At 61.2% G+C, this 15,246-nt stretch carries 11 protein-coding genes; 3 read left to right on the top strand and 8 right to left on the bottom strand.

Annotation, left to right across the window (positions count from 1 at the left end):
* The first annotated feature begins 101 nt into the window (after positions 1–101).
* Positions 102–1,511: a GntR family transcriptional regulator MpaR gene (mapR, locus tag AC2LD7_RS14105; protein ID WP_484598361.1), complete on the top strand. Its 1,410-nt coding sequence runs from the start codon at positions 102–104 to the stop codon at positions 1,509–1,511.
* A gap of 161 nt (positions 1,512–1,672) precedes the next feature.
* Here the strand turns inward: mapR and AC2LD7_RS14100 are convergent, their stop codons facing one another.
* From AC2LD7_RS14100 to AC2LD7_RS14080, 5 genes are all read right to left on the bottom strand, one after another.
* Entirely contained in the window at positions 1,673–2,452 is a 780-nt protein-coding gene (locus AC2LD7_RS14100; RefSeq protein ID WP_484598415.1) for a PhzF family phenazine biosynthesis protein, read from the bottom strand.
* A 132-nt stretch (positions 2,453–2,584) separates the two neighbouring features.
* Positions 2,585–5,710, bottom strand: coding sequence for a transglycosylase domain-containing protein (locus tag AC2LD7_RS14095; RefSeq protein ID WP_484598360.1), 3,126 nt, complete (start codon positions 5,708–5,710; stop codon positions 2,585–2,587).
* Positions 5,711–5,850: 140 nt separating this feature from the next.
* On the bottom strand, positions 5,851–6,600 hold the full coding sequence (locus tag AC2LD7_RS14090; RefSeq protein WP_484598359.1) for an MBL fold metallo-hydrolase: 750 nt from the start codon (positions 6,598–6,600) through the stop codon (positions 5,851–5,853).
* A 3-nt stretch (positions 6,601–6,603) separates the two neighbouring features.
* Positions 6,604–7,533 (bottom strand): pyridoxamine 5'-phosphate oxidase family protein, encoded by a 930-nt coding sequence (locus tag AC2LD7_RS14085; protein ID WP_484598358.1) that lies wholly within the window; start codon positions 7,531–7,533, stop codon positions 6,604–6,606.
* Positions 7,534–7,559: 26 nt separating this feature from the next.
* A complete protein-coding gene (locus AC2LD7_RS14080) occupies positions 7,560–8,159 on the bottom strand; it encodes a glutathione S-transferase family protein (protein ID WP_484598357.1) in 600 nt (199 codons plus the stop codon).
* Positions 8,160–8,309: 150 nt separating this feature from the next.
* Between AC2LD7_RS14080 and AC2LD7_RS14075 the strand changes: the two genes are divergently transcribed.
* Entirely contained in the window at positions 8,310–8,870 is a 561-nt protein-coding gene (locus AC2LD7_RS14075; protein WP_484598356.1) for a TetR/AcrR family transcriptional regulator, read from the top strand.
* A 23-nt stretch (positions 8,871–8,893) separates the two neighbouring features.
* Here the strand turns inward: AC2LD7_RS14075 and AC2LD7_RS14070 are convergent, their stop codons facing one another.
* The gene (locus AC2LD7_RS14070) at positions 8,894–11,968 is read right to left on the bottom strand and encodes an efflux RND transporter permease subunit (protein ID WP_484598355.1); all 3,075 of its coding nucleotides are present in this window, start codon (positions 11,966–11,968) and stop codon (positions 8,894–8,896) included.
* Between the two features lie 5 nt (positions 11,969–11,973).
* Positions 11,974–13,071 (bottom strand): efflux RND transporter periplasmic adaptor subunit, encoded by a 1,098-nt coding sequence (locus AC2LD7_RS14065; RefSeq protein ID WP_484598354.1) that lies wholly within the window; start codon positions 13,069–13,071, stop codon positions 11,974–11,976.
* 95 nt (positions 13,072–13,166) lie between these two features.
* Between AC2LD7_RS14065 and AC2LD7_RS14060 the strand changes: the two genes are divergently transcribed.
* Positions 13,167–13,820 carry a TetR/AcrR family transcriptional regulator gene (locus AC2LD7_RS14060; RefSeq protein ID WP_484598353.1) on the top strand — a complete coding sequence of 218 codons (654 nt, stop codon included), beginning with the start codon at positions 13,167–13,169 and terminating at the stop codon, positions 13,818–13,820.
* 69 nt (positions 13,821–13,889) lie between these two features.
* Here AC2LD7_RS14060 and AC2LD7_RS14055 read toward each other — a convergent pair whose 3' ends face one another.
* Positions 13,890–15,098, bottom strand: coding sequence for an ammonium transporter (locus AC2LD7_RS14055; protein WP_484598352.1), 1,209 nt, complete (start codon positions 15,096–15,098; stop codon positions 13,890–13,892).
* Positions 15,099–15,246: the final 148 nt, after the last annotated feature.

Genomic DNA, 15,246 nt, shown 5'->3' with positions numbered 1-15,246 from the left:
AACAGCTGCCCCGGCCAATACTTATGCATCGCGAACCGATGTCCGCATTCACCTAGCTCCAGTATCGTCACCCAGCATTGCCGCCAATGATTCGGAACAAGATGAAGCGCTACGAAAAATTCGCAGACGAGATAGCTGAACTGATCCGCACCGGCGTACTGGCGCCCGGCGAGCGAGTACCGTCGGTGCGCCATGCCAGCCGCACCTATGGCATCAGCCCTTCTACGGTTTTCCAGGCTTACTATCTGCTCGAGGACCGCGGCCTGATTCAGGCACGGGCGCGCTCGGGCTACTTTGTTCGCGAGCACGCCAAGCGTCCATTGCACGAACCCGAGATCAGCCCACGATTAGCCGAAACCACCGACGTTGGGGTCAGCGAATTGGTGTTCTCGGTGCTTGCCTCGCTGCGTGATCCGAATACCGTGCCCTTCGGCTCGGCTTTCCCAAGTCCTGAACTGTTCCCCCTACAACGCCTGGCACGCTCAATGGCGCAGAGCGTGCGCGACATGCCCGCTAGCGAAGTGATCGCCGAGATGACGGCCGGCAATCCGGCCCTGCGCCGACAGCTCGCCCTACGCTACATGGTCAGCGGCGTCATGCTGCCAATGGACGAACTGGTGATAACCACTGGTGCCATGGAAGCGCTGAACCTCTGCCTGCAGGCCGTGACCGAACCAGGTGATCTGGTCGCCATCGAGGCGCCAGCCTTCTACGCCACGCTGCAAGTATTGGAGCGACTTAAGCTAAAAGCGGTGGAAATCCCGGTGCATCCGCGCGACGGCATTGATCTGGATACGCTTGCAGGCAGCCTCGCCACCCTGCCGATCAAGGCGTGCTGGTTCATGAGCAGCCTGCAGAATCCACTGGGCGCGAGCATGGGTGAGCCCAAGAAACGGCAGCTCTACGAGCTGCTGCAGCGGCATCAGGTGCCGTTGATCGAAGACGACGTGTATGCCGAACTGTATTTCACCCAAGCCCCGCCCAAGCCAGTCAAAAGTCATGACCGTGAAGGGTTGGTGATGCATTGCGGCTCGTTCTCCAAGAGCCTCGCGCCGGGCTATCGGATCGGTTGGGTCGCCGGCGGGCGTTACGCCGAGCAGATCAGCCGACTCAAGTTAATGACCACCATTTCCCCTTCGGTCCCGGCCCAGGCAGCCATCGCCGATTACCTGCAGCACGGCGGCTACGACCGTCACCTGCGCAAGCTGCGCCACGCGCTGGAAATGCAGCAAGGCGCCATGCTCGCCTCTGCCGCCCGGCATTTTCCGGCCAGCACGCGGGTCACGCGCCCCAGCGGCGGCTACTTTCTGTGGTTCGAATTCCCGCGGCAAGTGGATTCCCTGCAGCTGCTGCAGCTCGCCCTGGCGCAGGGCATCAGTCTCGCCCCAGGCCCGATCTTCTCGGCTACTCAGCGGTTTCGAAATTGCGCACGACTGAACCATGGCCATCCCTGGGATGCGCGTTGCGAGAAGGCCATGGAGTTGCTTGGGCGGATGATCAGGTCGTTCTAACAGGGCGCAACGAAGCGGAATTGGATCTTAGACAAGACGCCGAAGCATACGAGGCACCGCGTTCTGCCGCTGCAATTCGTAGGACGGGGCGGACCGCGCAGGTGCAACCCATCAGCGCGACCTTGATGGGTTGCACCCACCCTACGATTTCACGCGCTACGCTAGATCTCGATCGTCCCCTGCAGGTACTGCACCGCCCGCCCGGCGACGAACACCCGCTCACCTTCTACCCGGCAATACAGCAGCCCGCTGCGACGCGAGGCCTGCAGCGCAACCAGCGACGATTTACCCAGACGCCGGGCCCAGTAAGGCGCGAGGCCAGCATGGATCGAGCCCGTCACCGGATCCTCATCGCCGCCATTGGCCGGCCAGAAATAACGCGAGACGAAGTCCTGCTCGCGCCCCGACGCGGTGATCACCACGTCAAGGGGCGCAAGCGTTTTGAACGCAGCGAGGTCCGGCGTCAGGCTGCGTACTTGATCCTCGTCCTCGAACACGGCGAACCAGGCCTGACGGTTCTTCAGGACTGCTTGAGGAAAGAGGCTGAGGCCGTTGAGCAGTTCCGCTGGAGGATTTTCTACGCGCTCCGGTTCACGATTGGGGAAGTTCATTTCCAACAAGCCGCTGTCCTGCTGCGCGACGCTGATGTCGCCTACCGCGACTGCACGGAACGTCAGCGGCGCCGTCGCCAGCCCCTGGCTGAGCAGCACGAAGGCACTGGCCAGGGTTGCGTGACCGCAGAAGTCAATTTCGGTCAGGGGCGAGAACCAGCGGATGTGAAAGGCACCGTCCGACTCGCGGACTAAAAAGGCGGTTTCCGACAGGTTGTTCTCGATGGCGATCGATTGCATCTGCGCATCGCTCAACCATTGCTCCAGCGGCACTACCGCAGCGGAGTTGCCCTTGAAAAGCTCATCGGTGAATGCATCGATCTGGTAAATCGGCAGTTTCATGCCCGGCCCTCTTCCTTACGCAGCGCCCATTATCGGGCGCGCTGATCGAGCAAGTCTCGCCGAGCGAAAGGCGCCCGGCAATCCTTCATACCGATCAAGCGCTACGTCAGCTGAGGACAGTCAGCGTCTCGACACCATGCTGGCAGTCAGCGTCGGATTGATCGGCTCCGCCGGCGGCTGACATTGCGTCTGCGCGCCCACCTGCAGATAGGGCTGGAGAATCGGCGCCATGCCCTTGAGCACCTGTACCGGCAATGCTGAGGTAAAGCGGAAGCTGTCCGCACCGCGCCCCGGAACGTAAGCGGTCAAGGTGCCGAAGTGGTTCGGGCCGAGATAGAAAACGAAGGTTGCGGTCCGGTTGATCGCCAGCGAGCTAATCAAGCGGCCACCCGCACCAACGGTCTGGATACGATTATCCCCCGTCCCGGTCTTGCCGCCGACTCGCAGTGGCTCACCATCGGTCTGCAAGAAGCTGCCTCGCAAGCGCCTCGCGGTCCCGCCCTCGACCACACTGGCCAGCGCCTCGCGCAAGGTTGCCGCGACTTCGCTATGCAGTACCCGAACGCCAGCGTCCGGCGTGATACCCAAGCGGGTTTCGTACGGTGTGTCGCTGGCGAAGTGCAGGCTGTCGATACGCACGCTGGGCAGACGTATGCCGTCGTTGACGATGATGCCCATCAACTCCGCCAGCGCGGCTGGACGATCGCCGGAGCTTCCCAGTGCGGTGGCCAGTGACGGCACCAAGTGATCGAAGGGATAACCCAGACGCTGCCAGCGACGGTGTATATCGGTGAACGCCTCCACCTCCAGCATGATGCGGATGCGGCTGTCACGGGCGCTCTTGTGCCGACTGCGGAACAGCCAGCCATAAACCTCCTGGCGTTGGGCGGTGCTGGCGGCAATCACCTCGGAGATACCCGCCTCCGGGTTTTTGATCAGGTAACCCAACAGCCACAAGTCCAGCGGGTGCACGCGAGCGATATAGCCCTGATCCGGCAGGCTGTAGGTGCCGGGGCCGTAGCGGGTGTACAGCGAATCGAGTGCCTTGTCGCTGAGTTCGAGGTCAGGCAGACCTTTTTTGAGGAAGCGGTCGAACGCGGCTCGATCGGCCTCCGGCATCAGATAGCGATGCACAGCGGCAAGCCGGGGCGGCGTAGGTCGCATGCCGTCGAGCAATACTTCAATGCGCTCGTCGGCGGTCTTGCCGCGGTATTTTTTCCAGAACCGCTGGAGGAATACCGAGCCTTCTCGATCGGCGAAACGCCTCAGGTACTCGCGGCGCTCGGGGTTGTCATCGCTCTTCAACAACTCGGCGCCGTTGGACGTCTGATAAGTGCTGTAACTCACCAGGTCGCGCATCAACCGCACGAATGGCAGGTTGATCGATTCCTGAAGAGCCTCGCGCATGGTCGGCAAACGGCCGTCGTCCTGGTGACGGAAATTGCCAAAATGGTGCATCCCGGCGCCAGTGAAGAAGCGCTCGGCAGGGCTCGCCGAATAACGCCGCTCCAGCGCGGCATCAAGCATCGCCTGCAGGTCGCGATCCTCGTTCTGGATCAGATAAGCCAGGGCCCAGCGCGTCAGGGGATCGACCGCTTCGGCCTTGCGCAATTCGCTGATCTCGCTTCGCGCGTAACGGTCATGCAGCTCGGCGATGACTTCGAGATAGGTGGTCAGCACACGCAGCTTGGCGGTCGAACCCAACTCCAGCTTGCTGCCCTCGTTGATGTCGAACGGCTGGTTGGTGTTGTCGGTCTGCACCCGCACGCGGAAACCCTGCTCGCCGCGCTCGAACAGCGTGAAGCTGTAGCGGACGTCGGCGGTGCGCTCTGGTGACAGCATGCGCTCGCCGAACAGCCCGACCTCACCTGCGAACTCCGGCTCTGCCAGGCGCTGAAGATATTCGCTGACCTGCTTCTGCAATTCGCCATGCAGCGGCGTGGTCGCGGCCAAATCTAGGCGATCCAGGTCGTACAACGACACGCCGAGCAGACTGCTCAGGCGCATGCGCGCGGCAGTGATGCCCTTGCTGGTCGGCACTTCGTGGATGCCTGGCTCAAGGCGCAGATTGCGGAAGCTGACCTTCTGCTGCAGCGCCGCGTTGCGCAACCGCGTGCCGATCACACCGCCGTTGGCCAGCAGACGGATGTGACTATCGGTGAGCGCCGCCATGTCGTCGCGCCCTGCACCGAGGTAATAGGACGGGCGCCGCTGGGCGATTAATAGCGAGAGCACCTGACGCAGCGCCAACCCCTGGGCTTCGTAACTTGTACCGGCATTGCGGCGCGAATCCAGCAGTCGGTTGACCTCGGCGAAATCCGCACCAAACCAGAGGCGCAAGCCATCGGCGATGCCGTGCACTTCGCCATGACCGTAGGCGGCGGACAGCGGGACGCTGTTGAGATAATCGCGAACGATGCGCTTGCGCGTGGCCAGTGTCTGCTGGCCCTCGCGATAAGTGCGGACACTGGCTGAAATCATCTGCCGGATTTTTTCTTCGGCGTTGTCGGTCCGCCCGTCAGGAGAGTGGCGGTACTTCTCCACTTGCGTCGCGAGCGTACTGCCACCAGCCGCCTGAACCGGCAACCCGAGCTGCTTTTCCACCTGACTGATGGCGGCCATGGTGAAGCGCGGCCAATCCACGGCGGGGTTGGCGCGGGGGCGCTCGGCGTTGAGCAGCCCGCGATCTTCGATGAACAGCAGGCTCATCGCGATGACAGGCGGCACGTCATCGAACGTCTCGTAGTACTGGTGTGGATAACTGTTGGCGTACAGCGGTTCGCCGCGGCAATCATCGATAGTCAACCCGGCCTGCGATTTCTCCGGGTACGGCACGAAAAATCCACGACTGGCGTACCGCTGCAACGCTGGCGAAAAGCGCATCTGCTGTTGAATATCGAAACCTCGGTCGGCCAACCGCCCAAGAAACATTGGCAGGTCGGCGTAGCCCAACCGACGGTCGAAAGGGCCTGCGTCGGGAAACTGAATACTGTCACTGGTGCCCGAGCCGATCTGGTAGTCGAGATTTTCTGCGTAACGGCTCAGCCAGAGCGCTTGCAGCTTTGAAGTGTGCATTTCATGCCAGGCGGCGTAGCCACCGCCGGCAAGCAACGAAACGCCCAGCAACACGCTTATACGGCGTGCCAAACGGCTGCCGTGCGTGGGGTTCTTACCGGGTTTTTTGATAAATGGCGCTCGTTTGCTGCCACCTACCCGGGATGTATCGGTCCGCCATACTGCGCCCATCTTTTCCGGCCTGGCTTTCTAGGGAAATCACAGGCTTAAGCTTAGCTGGAGGCGCTTCGTTCAGCGTGCCCAAGCAGACGAACGGAGCCGCTCAAAAACGGGGCTGACAGAGCAATGGTTCGGTGCCGTTAGCGCCTCTTCTATTCAACCCACCTGGGATAAAAACCGAGCCGCGCTTGCAACTGAGCATCCTGTACCTGCAAGACCTCAGCAGGCATTGGCTTTTGGCTGCTTTCACTGCCCACGGCGTCGCCACGAAAGAAGTAGCGCCGTCCATCATCCAGCATCAGAAACAGTCCCAAAGCGCCATGTCCGGGCAGTTTTACCAGCACCAACCGTTCGTCGCCAAACAGGTCGAGACTTTCCTCGAACCCCTGAAATGGACGCCGTTCGAAGCGCAGCGGCTGCCATTTGACGTCATGGGCGAATTGCGCCGGAATTACCGCGGGCGGCGTCGCGTTGCGGGCGTAATGGATGCTTTCCGGATTGGCCAGGACCGGTAGATCGGCGAAGTCAGCCAGCCCGGACGCGTATTCCCAACGGGCGCAACCCAGAACAACCCGCTCGACAGTGATGCCATCGCGCTCAAGCTGATCACGCACGGGCTGCACGGCACCGTAGCGCTTTCCTCGCCAGGGAGTCGCGCTATCCAGCTGCGCATCGATCTGCCGGCCAAGGCCGGTGCCAAATAACAATCGACTGCCTCGATGTTCGATCAAAACGGCGATGTGGTTGACCACTGGCGGCTGTACCCAGCCACCGTCGCGCCAGGCGTATTCGCTGCTGGAAGTGGTTTGCGCGGTGCGAACCAAACTGAAGCGTAGTTCCGCCGCATTCAGCGTCCCGGTCAATAGCATCAATGAAAAGCCAATAATCTTCAGGCTGCGCATGGCTCACACTCCTGCCTCGGGAAGAAACGACGAAATTTGAGGAGCAGCGAACGCCAGCGGCAGGCGCGAGCGCCGTAGCGTCCAGCGCCCCGGCGTCAGCGCGAGCATCCGCTCGGCGCCAGGCGGCGGCGTGACGCCCAACGTCGCGTATTGCTCCGGCCAGATCAGCTCGGCACGCGCCTGCAAATGCAGCAGATCGCCGCTGCTGAAATCGATCAGCAGCAGTCCACAGCGCGGCTCGCGCAGCAAATTGCCAAGCGTGTTGAACAGCCGATTGCCACTGTAATCCGGTAGCCAGAGACGACCGTCCCGACCGACTTCAATGAAACCGACCGGTCCGCCACGATGCGAGATATCCACCCCGCCGCCCTGCGAGTCCGAACTCTGGCTGGCAATGAACAGCGTGTCCGCCCTGCGCATCAGCGCGAGCCATTGTTCGTCCAGGCCGTCGCCTTCGAGCATTAACCCCGGCAGACGTGGAGTTGCCTGCCAATCGCGAGCCTGGATGTACTTCGGGCAATTGCCGAACGACTGAGCGACTGCAACGCTGAAGCCCTGCTCATCACTTTCGACGATTCGCCCATTCATGCGGTTGCGTCGTCGGGTCGGCCACTCGAGCCCGAGCAAACCGACCGCGGCGCGCGGCTGCAACAATGGTGCGATCGGGTCGTCGATTTGTGGCTTGGCACCGACACAAAGCAGAGCCGGATGCGGCGACCAGGCGAACCCGGCCTCACCGCAGAGTACCGACGCATGAGGCTGACCTTCGCTGTCCACCGCTGCCACTAACAAAGCCGGTAACTGCGCGAAAAACTCCCGGTGCTGGTCAGGCATGGACGAGCGGATCACACGGCTGCCTATCTGCTCGGCTTTATCGCGGACGCCGGCACGGGTCTGAACCCATTGCTCGCCGACGTGGAAGGGGCTGCTCATCGCGGTTACTCCTATTCCAAGCCGTTCTATTCCAAGCCGGGCATGCCGATGTAGCCCGGCAACTCACGAATGCGTGAGCACCAAGCACGTATTGCCGGATACGGGCCGAGATCAATACCGCCTTCGCCCGCCAGCGCCGCGTAGGGATACACCGCGATATCGGCGATGGTTGGCGCAGCGGTTTCTGCCAGCCAGGTATGCTCGGCAAGCTGCTGCTCGACCAGCTGCAAAGCCGCGAGCGCACGGCTGGCGGTCAAGGGTTCGTCAATCGGACGGCGAAACAAGCGCCCTACCCGAGCCGTGGCCGGGCCGTGATGCATTTCGTTGGCAGCGAAACTCAGCCAGCCAACGATGCGCGCCTGGATCAGCGCGTCCTGCGGATACCAGGCCTCATCGGCATAGCGCCGCGCCAGATAGACGAGGATGGCCTGTGAGTCAGCCACTCGCACATCGCCATCTTCCAGAACCGGAACCTGCCCGCGCGGATTGACGGCGAGAAACGGAGGTTGCTTGTGCTCGCCTTGCAGCAGGTTCACCGGCACCAGCTCAGCCGTCTGGCCGATCAGGCTGAGAAACAGGCGCGCCTTGTAGCAATTACCGGACAGGGTCAGATCGTAAAGTTTCATCGTGTCGCTCCTTCGCAAGATGGGGGTGGTAAGTCACAACTGGATAATAGACAGACCTGTCTGTATACTGCAAGCACAAAATGCTTATGAAGATGACGGATTGGAGGGAAAAGAATCGCTCCCGCATAATGGCCGCCCGAGGAGACTTACATGGCAACGAACAAGCGCGACCTACTGCTCAGCACCGCCGAGCGGTTGTTCTACACAGAGGGTTACCACGCCACAGGCATCGACCGGATTCTCAGCGAGTCCGGCGTGGCGAAGATGACGCTGTACAAGCACTTCAAGTCGAAGGAAGAGCTGATTCTCGCGGTGCTCGACGCGCGACAGCAGCCAATGCTCGAGCGCCTGCGCGAGGCGCGCGACAAACTGCCGCCACGCAAGGCGTTGCTCGGCGTTTTCGAAGGGTTGAACAACATGATTCACAGCCCGAGCGCGTTCTGTGGCTGTCTGTTCATCAACGCCGCCGCCGAATATCACGACCGCGATCATCCGATTCATCAGCGTTCGGCGACGTATAAGGTCCAGTTTCAGACGCATCTGCGCGAACTGCTCGAAGCGCTCGACGCACCGCAGCCGGAGCAGCTTGCGCGGCAACTGCAATTTTTGATCGAGGGTGCGTTGAGCATGGCGCATATCGAGGGGCCGGCCGACCAGGCGCTGCAGGCCAAGGCGGCGGCCGACCAATTACTGCAAGCCGCCGGCATCTGATTTGATGCCGGACAGTTGCGCCCTTATGCCGGGCGCTCTTCCTTCACGCGGAACCAAGCGGCGTAAAGCGCCGGCAGGAACAGCAGCGTCAGCGCGGTCGCGACGATCAAGCCGCCCATGATCGCTACCGCCATCGGCCCGAAAAACACGCTGCGTGACAGCGGAATCATCGCCAACACCGAGGCCAGTGCGGTCAGTACGATGGGCCGGAAACGGCGCACCGTGGCATCGATGATGGCGTTGAAGCGATCCTGACCGGCGCCGATGTCCTGCTCGATCTGGTCCACCAGAATCACCGAGTTGCGCATGATCATCCCCGACAACGCGATGGTGCCTAGCATCGCGACGAAACCGAACGGTTTGCCGAACAACAGCAGGAACAGCGCAACGCCGATCAACCCCAGCGGCGCTGTGAGAAAGACTATCGCCGAGCGCGAAAAGCTTTTGAGCTGAAGCATCAACAGACTGACCACGACGATGATGAACAACGGCATTCCGGCATTCACCGAGGCCTGTCCGCGGCTGGAATCCTCCACCGTCCCGCCGACTTCCAGCAAATAGCCGCTGGGTAGCGCATCGCGAATCTCGCTCAACGTCGGCTCGATCTGCTGGACCAGCGAGGCCGGCTGCTGTTCGCCATAGATATCGGCACGCACCGTCACCGTCGGCAGGCGATTGCGATGCCAGATCACCCCTTCCTCGAAGCCATATTCCAGCGTTGCGACTTGCGACAAGGGCACGCTGAGACCGCTGGCGGTAGGAATCGCCAAGCTGGGCAGCATCGACAACATTTCGCGCTCGCGTTCGGTGCCGCGCAGCAGGATTTCGATCAGTTCGTTGTCCTCGCGAAACTGGCCCGCAGTGGTGCCGGTGAAGGTGCGCTTGAGGAAACTCGACAGCTCGACCGTGCTGACCCCGAGGGCGCGGGCACGGTCCTGATCGACATTCAGCCAGACCACCTTGCTCGGCTCTTGCCAGTCCAGATGAACGTTGGCGACATATGGATTTTCACGCACCTTGGCGGCGACCTGGCGCGCCAGCTTGCGAGCCACATCGATATGCTCACCGGTTACCCGGAACTGAATCGGATAGCCCACCGGCGGACCGTTTTCCAGACGGCTGACGCGTCCGCGCAAGGTCGGAAAATCTTCACGCAGGCGCTCGATCAGCCAGCTGCGAAGGGCTTCGCGCTCTTCGATACTCTTAGCCAGCACCACGATCTGGGCGAAGCTGGTAGCAGGCAGCTGCTGGTCGAGGGGCAGGTAAAAACGCGGCGAGCCGCTGCCGACATAGGCGACGTAATTGTCGATACCGGCGCGGTCCTTGAGCAGTTCTTCGAGGCGACGCACCTCGGCTTCGGTGGCCTTGAGCGAGGCGCCCTCGGTCAGCTTGAGATCGACCATCAGCTCCAGACGCCCCGATACCGGGAAGAACTGCTGCGGGACGACACGGAACAGAGCGATCGCGCCGACGAAGAGCAACAGCGTCAATACGATCACGGTTTTGCGCCGACGCACGCAGAAGTGAATGATCCGCCTCACCCGCTGATAGAACGGCGTGGAATAAGGATCGTGTCCTGCATCGCTACCACCGTGTTTTTGCGCGTGACGCTTGGCCAGATCGGGCAGCAGCTTGGCGCCCAATAACGGGACGAACATCACCGCGGCGATCCACGAGGCAACCAGCGCGATGGTCACTACCTGAAAAATCGAACGGGTGTACTCACCGGTACTCGATTGTGCCGTGGCAATCGGCAGAAAACCGGCCGCGGTGATCAGCGTACCGGTGAGCATCGGAAAGGCCGTGCTGGTCCAGGCGTAACTCGCCGCCTTGAGCCGGTCGAAGCCCTGTTCCATCTTGATCGCCATCATCTCCACCGCGATGATCGCGTCGTCCACCAGCAGTCCGAGCGCCAATACCAGCGCCCCGAGCGAAATCTTGTGCAGGCCGATATCTAAGTAGTGCATGGCGGCGAACGTCATCGCCAGCACCAGCGGGATCGACAGCGCGACCACCAAGCCGGTGCGCACCCCAAGTGAGAAGAAGCTCACCAGCAGCACGATTGCCAGCGCCTCAATGAGCACCTGCACGAACTCGCCTACGCTGGTCTCTACCGCTGCCGGCTGGTCAGACACCTTACGCAACTCCATGCCGGCCGGCAGCTCCTGCTGCAACCGAGCGAATTCGCCTTGCAGCGCCTCGCCGAGCATCAGTATGTCGCCGCCGGCCTTCATCGAGACCGCCAGCCCAATCGCCGGCTCGCCCATGAAGCGCATACGGGGTGCCGGCGGATCGTTGAAACCGCGGTAAACCTCCGCCACATCGCCGATACGGAAAGTGCTGCCAGCGACCCGGATGGGGAAATCACGAATTTCCTTGACCGTTTCAAAGCTGCCGGTGACACGTAACTGAACACGGTCGCTCGGCGTCTCGACGAAACCCGCCGACATCACTGCATTCTGCGCTTCGAGCGCCTGCTGCACGGCTTCCAGCGGTACTCCCAGGTTGGCCAGCTTGACGTTGGAAAGCTCGATCCAGATTTTCTCGTCCTGCAGGCCGATCAGCTCGACCTTGCCAACGTTCTTTACACGCTGCAGTTGCAGCTGAATGCGATCGGCATAATCCTTGAGCACGGCATAATCGAAACCTTTGCCAGTCAGCGCATAGATATTGCCAAAGGTGGTGCCGAACTCGTCGTTGAAGAACGGGCCCTGCACGCCGGCCGGCAGCGTGTGGCGGATGTCGCCGATCTTTTTGCGGATCTGGTACCAGAGATCGGGTATTTGCCCGGAGCGCAGCGAGTCACGCGCCATGAAGGTCACGTTGGATTCACCCGGACGCGAGAAGGACACGATGCGTTCGTACTCGCCGGTCTCCATCAGCTTTTTTTCGATGCGCTCGGTAACCTGGCGGGAGACTTCCTCAGCGGTAGCGCCCGGCCATTGGGTCTGGATCACCATCGCTTTGAAGGTAAACGGCGGGTCCTCGCTCTGGCCGAGCTTGCTGTACGACAGCGCCCCCACAACGGCCATCAGCAACATCAGATAAACGACGATCTGCCGGTTGCCCAGCGCCCAGGCGGAGAGATTGAAACGCATCGCGATTACTCCTGAGCAGCCAGTACGACCGGACGATTATCCCGATCGACCGCCCTTACCGACTGGTTCTCGTGGAGCATCTGCACACCGGCCAGCACTATCCAATCATCGGCCCGCAGGCCCTCGAGCACCGGCACCAGCGTGTCGCCGAAGGCCCCGGTCCGCACGGCCACTCGCTCCAGCGTGGCATCTTCCTTTATCCGCCAGACAAAGGCCTTGCCCTGCTCCGCCGTAACAGCCGAAAGCGGGACCGCCAAGGGCACGTCTCCGTTGTTGCGAATCGATACCAACGCGCTCTGACCGAGCTCGGCGGGCACGTCAACATCTGTAAACGCGACCCGCGCCGAGTAGGTACGCGACTGCGCGTCGGCCGCTGGCGATAACTCGCGAATCTTGCCGGGATACTGCTTGCCCGGTTGCGACCAGATTTCCACCGAGACGTTCTGACCGACCGAATAGCGATCCAGCGCCTGTTCCGGCAAATTGATCGCCACCTCACGCTCGCCGTCGGCTGCCAGCATGAACGCGGTCTGCCCTGCCGCGACCACCTGGCCAACCTCGACCCGACGCTGGGCGATCACCCCGTCGCGCGTCGCACGTAGCGTTGCGTAGTCGACCTGGTTGCTCGCGACGTCGAACTCGGCCTGTGCTTGTTGCAAGCGCGCCTGAGCCGAACGATAGGCATTTTCCGAAGAATCGAATTGCGAGCGACTGACCAGTTGCCGATTCATGAGGATCTTGTAGCGCTCGTGCTCGGCACGGGCGACTCGCAGGTTGGCCTCGGCAGCAGCAACCTGAGCGCGGATACCTTCGAGTTGCAGCCGCACATCTTGCGGGTCGAGCTTGGCCAACGGCTGATCCTTGCGCACCCGCTCTCCAGCCTCGACCAAGCGCGCGGTCACCTTGCCGCCGATACGGAACGCCAGCTCCGGCTCGTAACGCGCGTGTACTTCGCCCGGATAGCTCTCGACCGCCTCGCTGGCCGGTTGCGGCTGCACCACCATCACCGGCCTTGCTGAGAGTTGCTCGGGCTCGCCATTGCCGCAGCCGGCAAGCAAAGCGAAACCAATGACACCGAGGAAAGGCAGGACATGTCGAAACACGGTGGATCTCTCTCTGTCGCAAGGCGGGCTTTAATATCTATACTGTTCGGTATAGTAAAAATACCGAACTCACCAGTCTAGTATTAAAAACGAATATGAACGAAAGCCCATCCACAGCCTCTGGCCCAGGCCGTCCGAAGGATCCAGCCAAGCGCGAGGCAATACTGGCCGCCGCCAAGGTGCTATTCCTCAGCAATGGCTACGAAGGCAGTAGCATGGACGCTATCGCTGCTGAGGCCGGCGTTTCCAAGCTCACGCTGTATAGCCATTTCAAAGACAAGGAGGCGCTGTTTGGCGCCGCGGTGAAAGCCACCTGCGAAACGCGTCTGCCACGTAGATTGTTTGCGTTGGCGGATGGCTGCACGATCGAGCAGGTATTGCTGGATATCGGTCATGCATTCCAAGAGTTGGTCAACAGCCCGGAATCCATCGGCCTGCATCGCGTCATGGTCGCGATGGCAACGCAGAACCCGGCGCTATCGCGCATGTTTTTCGATGCCGGCCCGCAGCGGTTGTTGATCGATCTCGAGCAGTTGTTCATTCAAGCGGACAAGAACGGCATGCTTAACATGCCCGAGCCCATGCGTGCCGCCGAACACTTTTGCTCGTTGATCAAGGGCGCGACGCATTTTCGCCTGCTGATCGGCTATGCCGATTTGCCAGATACTGAAGAAGCGGAAAAACACGTACAGGATTGCGTCGCCGTGTTCGTGCGTGCCTATGGCGCCGCGAAGAACAAGACGAACTGAGCCAACGCACGACGAACCCCGGATGCACGATGCGACCCGGGGTTACTTCTGCATGTTGCGGCTGATTGGTCAGTCGTGGCTCAACGCACCAATCCGATGGATGGACAGGTCTGCTCCGTTGAACTCTTCTTCCTGGCTCAGGCGTATCCCGACGGTCGCTTTGAGGATGCCGTAGACCAGAAAACCACCAATCAACGCAACCAAAATGCCCAGAGCCGAGCCGATCAATTGGCTGAAGATACTGATTCCGCCCAGCCCACCCAGGGCTTGCTGACCGAAGATGCCGCAAGCCAGCCCGCCCCAGATGCCACACAGGCCATGCAACGGCCACACGCCGAGCACATCATCGACTTTCCACTTGTTTTGCGCCGCGGTGAAGGACCAGACGAACAAGACGCCCGCTATGAGGCCAGTGGCCAGCGCACCGACCGGGTGCATCACGTCGGAACCTGCGCACACCGCGACCAAGCCGGCCAGCGGGCCGTTATGCAGGAAGCCCGGGTCGTTACGGCCGATCACCCAGGCCGCAGCGGTACCACCAACCATCGCCATCAGCGAATTGATCGCCACCAGTCCACTGACACCTGCAAGCGTTTGCGCGCTCATCACATTGAAGCCGAACCAGCCGACGATGAGAATCCACGAGCCCAACGCCAGGAATGGGATGTTCGAAGGCGCGAAAGCCACCAGCCGTCCCTCACGATATCGCCCGTTGCGCCGGCCCAGCAGAAGGACCGCACCGAGCGCCAACCAGCCGCCCATACCGTGCACGACCACCGAACCGGCGAAGTCATGGAACGGAGCGCCGAAAGTCGCTTCCAGCCAGGCTTGGAGACCGAAATTACCGTTCCACATCAGGCCTTCGAAGAAGGGATAGATGAACGCGACGATGAGCAGCGTCGCGCACAATTGCGGGCCGAAACGCGCGCGCTCTGCGATGCCTCCAGAGATGATCGCCGGAATCGCCGCGGCAAAGGTAAGTAGGAAAAAGAACTTCACCAGCGAATAGCCGTTTTCGGCGATGAGCTGGTCAGCCGGCTGCATGAATGTCACACCGTAGGCGACCCAATAGCCGATGAAGAAATAGGCCAGCGTTGAAACGGCGAAGTCAGCAATGATTTTGGACAGCGCGTTGACCTGATTCTTCAGGCGTACGGTGCCAACTTCGAGGAAGGCGAAACCCGCATGCATCGCCAGCACCATTACGGCGCCCATTAGAATGAATAAGGTATCGGCGCCATGGATCAGCACTTCCACCGCACTACTCGAACTTTCCATTTAATACCTTCCCGCCGGGTGAATCGCACCAAAACGGCCAGCAGCGCCAGGAAGACGCACCATGATGCGTCACACCCTGGATGGCCGCTCGCCATTGCCTATTACGGCTGGCTGCCAAGAACAATTGAATCCCATTTTGTAAGCCTTC

It is taken from the genome of Stutzerimonas sp. (genome assembly GCF_982611455.1).
Note: the sequence above shows the minus strand (reverse complement) of the source record. Positions and strands in the feature narration are given on the sequence as shown.

What these genes read in the sequence shown, in the direction of transcription:
- AC2LD7_RS14090 (WP_484598359.1), bottom strand. Translation starts at nt 6,600, where the DNA reads ATGCGCAGCCTGAAGATTATTGGCTTTTCATTGATGCTATTGACCGGG.
- AC2LD7_RS14095 (WP_484598360.1), bottom strand. Translation starts at nt 5,710, where the DNA reads ATGGGCGCAGTATGGCGGACCGATACATCCCGGGTAGGTGGCAGCAAA.
- AC2LD7_RS14080 (WP_484598357.1), bottom strand. Translation starts at nt 8,159, where the DNA reads ATGAAACTTTACGATCTGACCCTGTCCGGTAATTGCTACAAGGCGCGC.
- mapR (WP_484598361.1), top strand. Translation starts at nt 102, where the DNA reads ATGAAGCGCTACGAAAAATTCGCAGACGAGATAGCTGAACTGATCCGC.
- AC2LD7_RS14070 (WP_484598355.1), bottom strand. Translation starts at nt 11,968, where the DNA reads ATGCGTTTCAATCTCTCCGCCTGGGCGCTGGGCAACCGGCAGATCGTC.
- AC2LD7_RS14085 (WP_484598358.1), bottom strand. Translation starts at nt 7,533, where the DNA reads ATGAGCAGCCCCTTCCACGTCGGCGAGCAATGGGTTCAGACCCGTGCC.
- AC2LD7_RS14075 (WP_484598356.1), top strand. Translation starts at nt 8,310, where the DNA reads ATGGCAACGAACAAGCGCGACCTACTGCTCAGCACCGCCGAGCGGTTG.
- AC2LD7_RS14060 (WP_484598353.1), top strand. Translation starts at nt 13,167, where the DNA reads ATGAACGAAAGCCCATCCACAGCCTCTGGCCCAGGCCGTCCGAAGGAT.
- AC2LD7_RS14055 (WP_484598352.1), bottom strand. Translation starts at nt 15,098, where the DNA reads ATGGAAAGTTCGAGTAGTGCGGTGGAAGTGCTGATCCATGGCGCCGAT.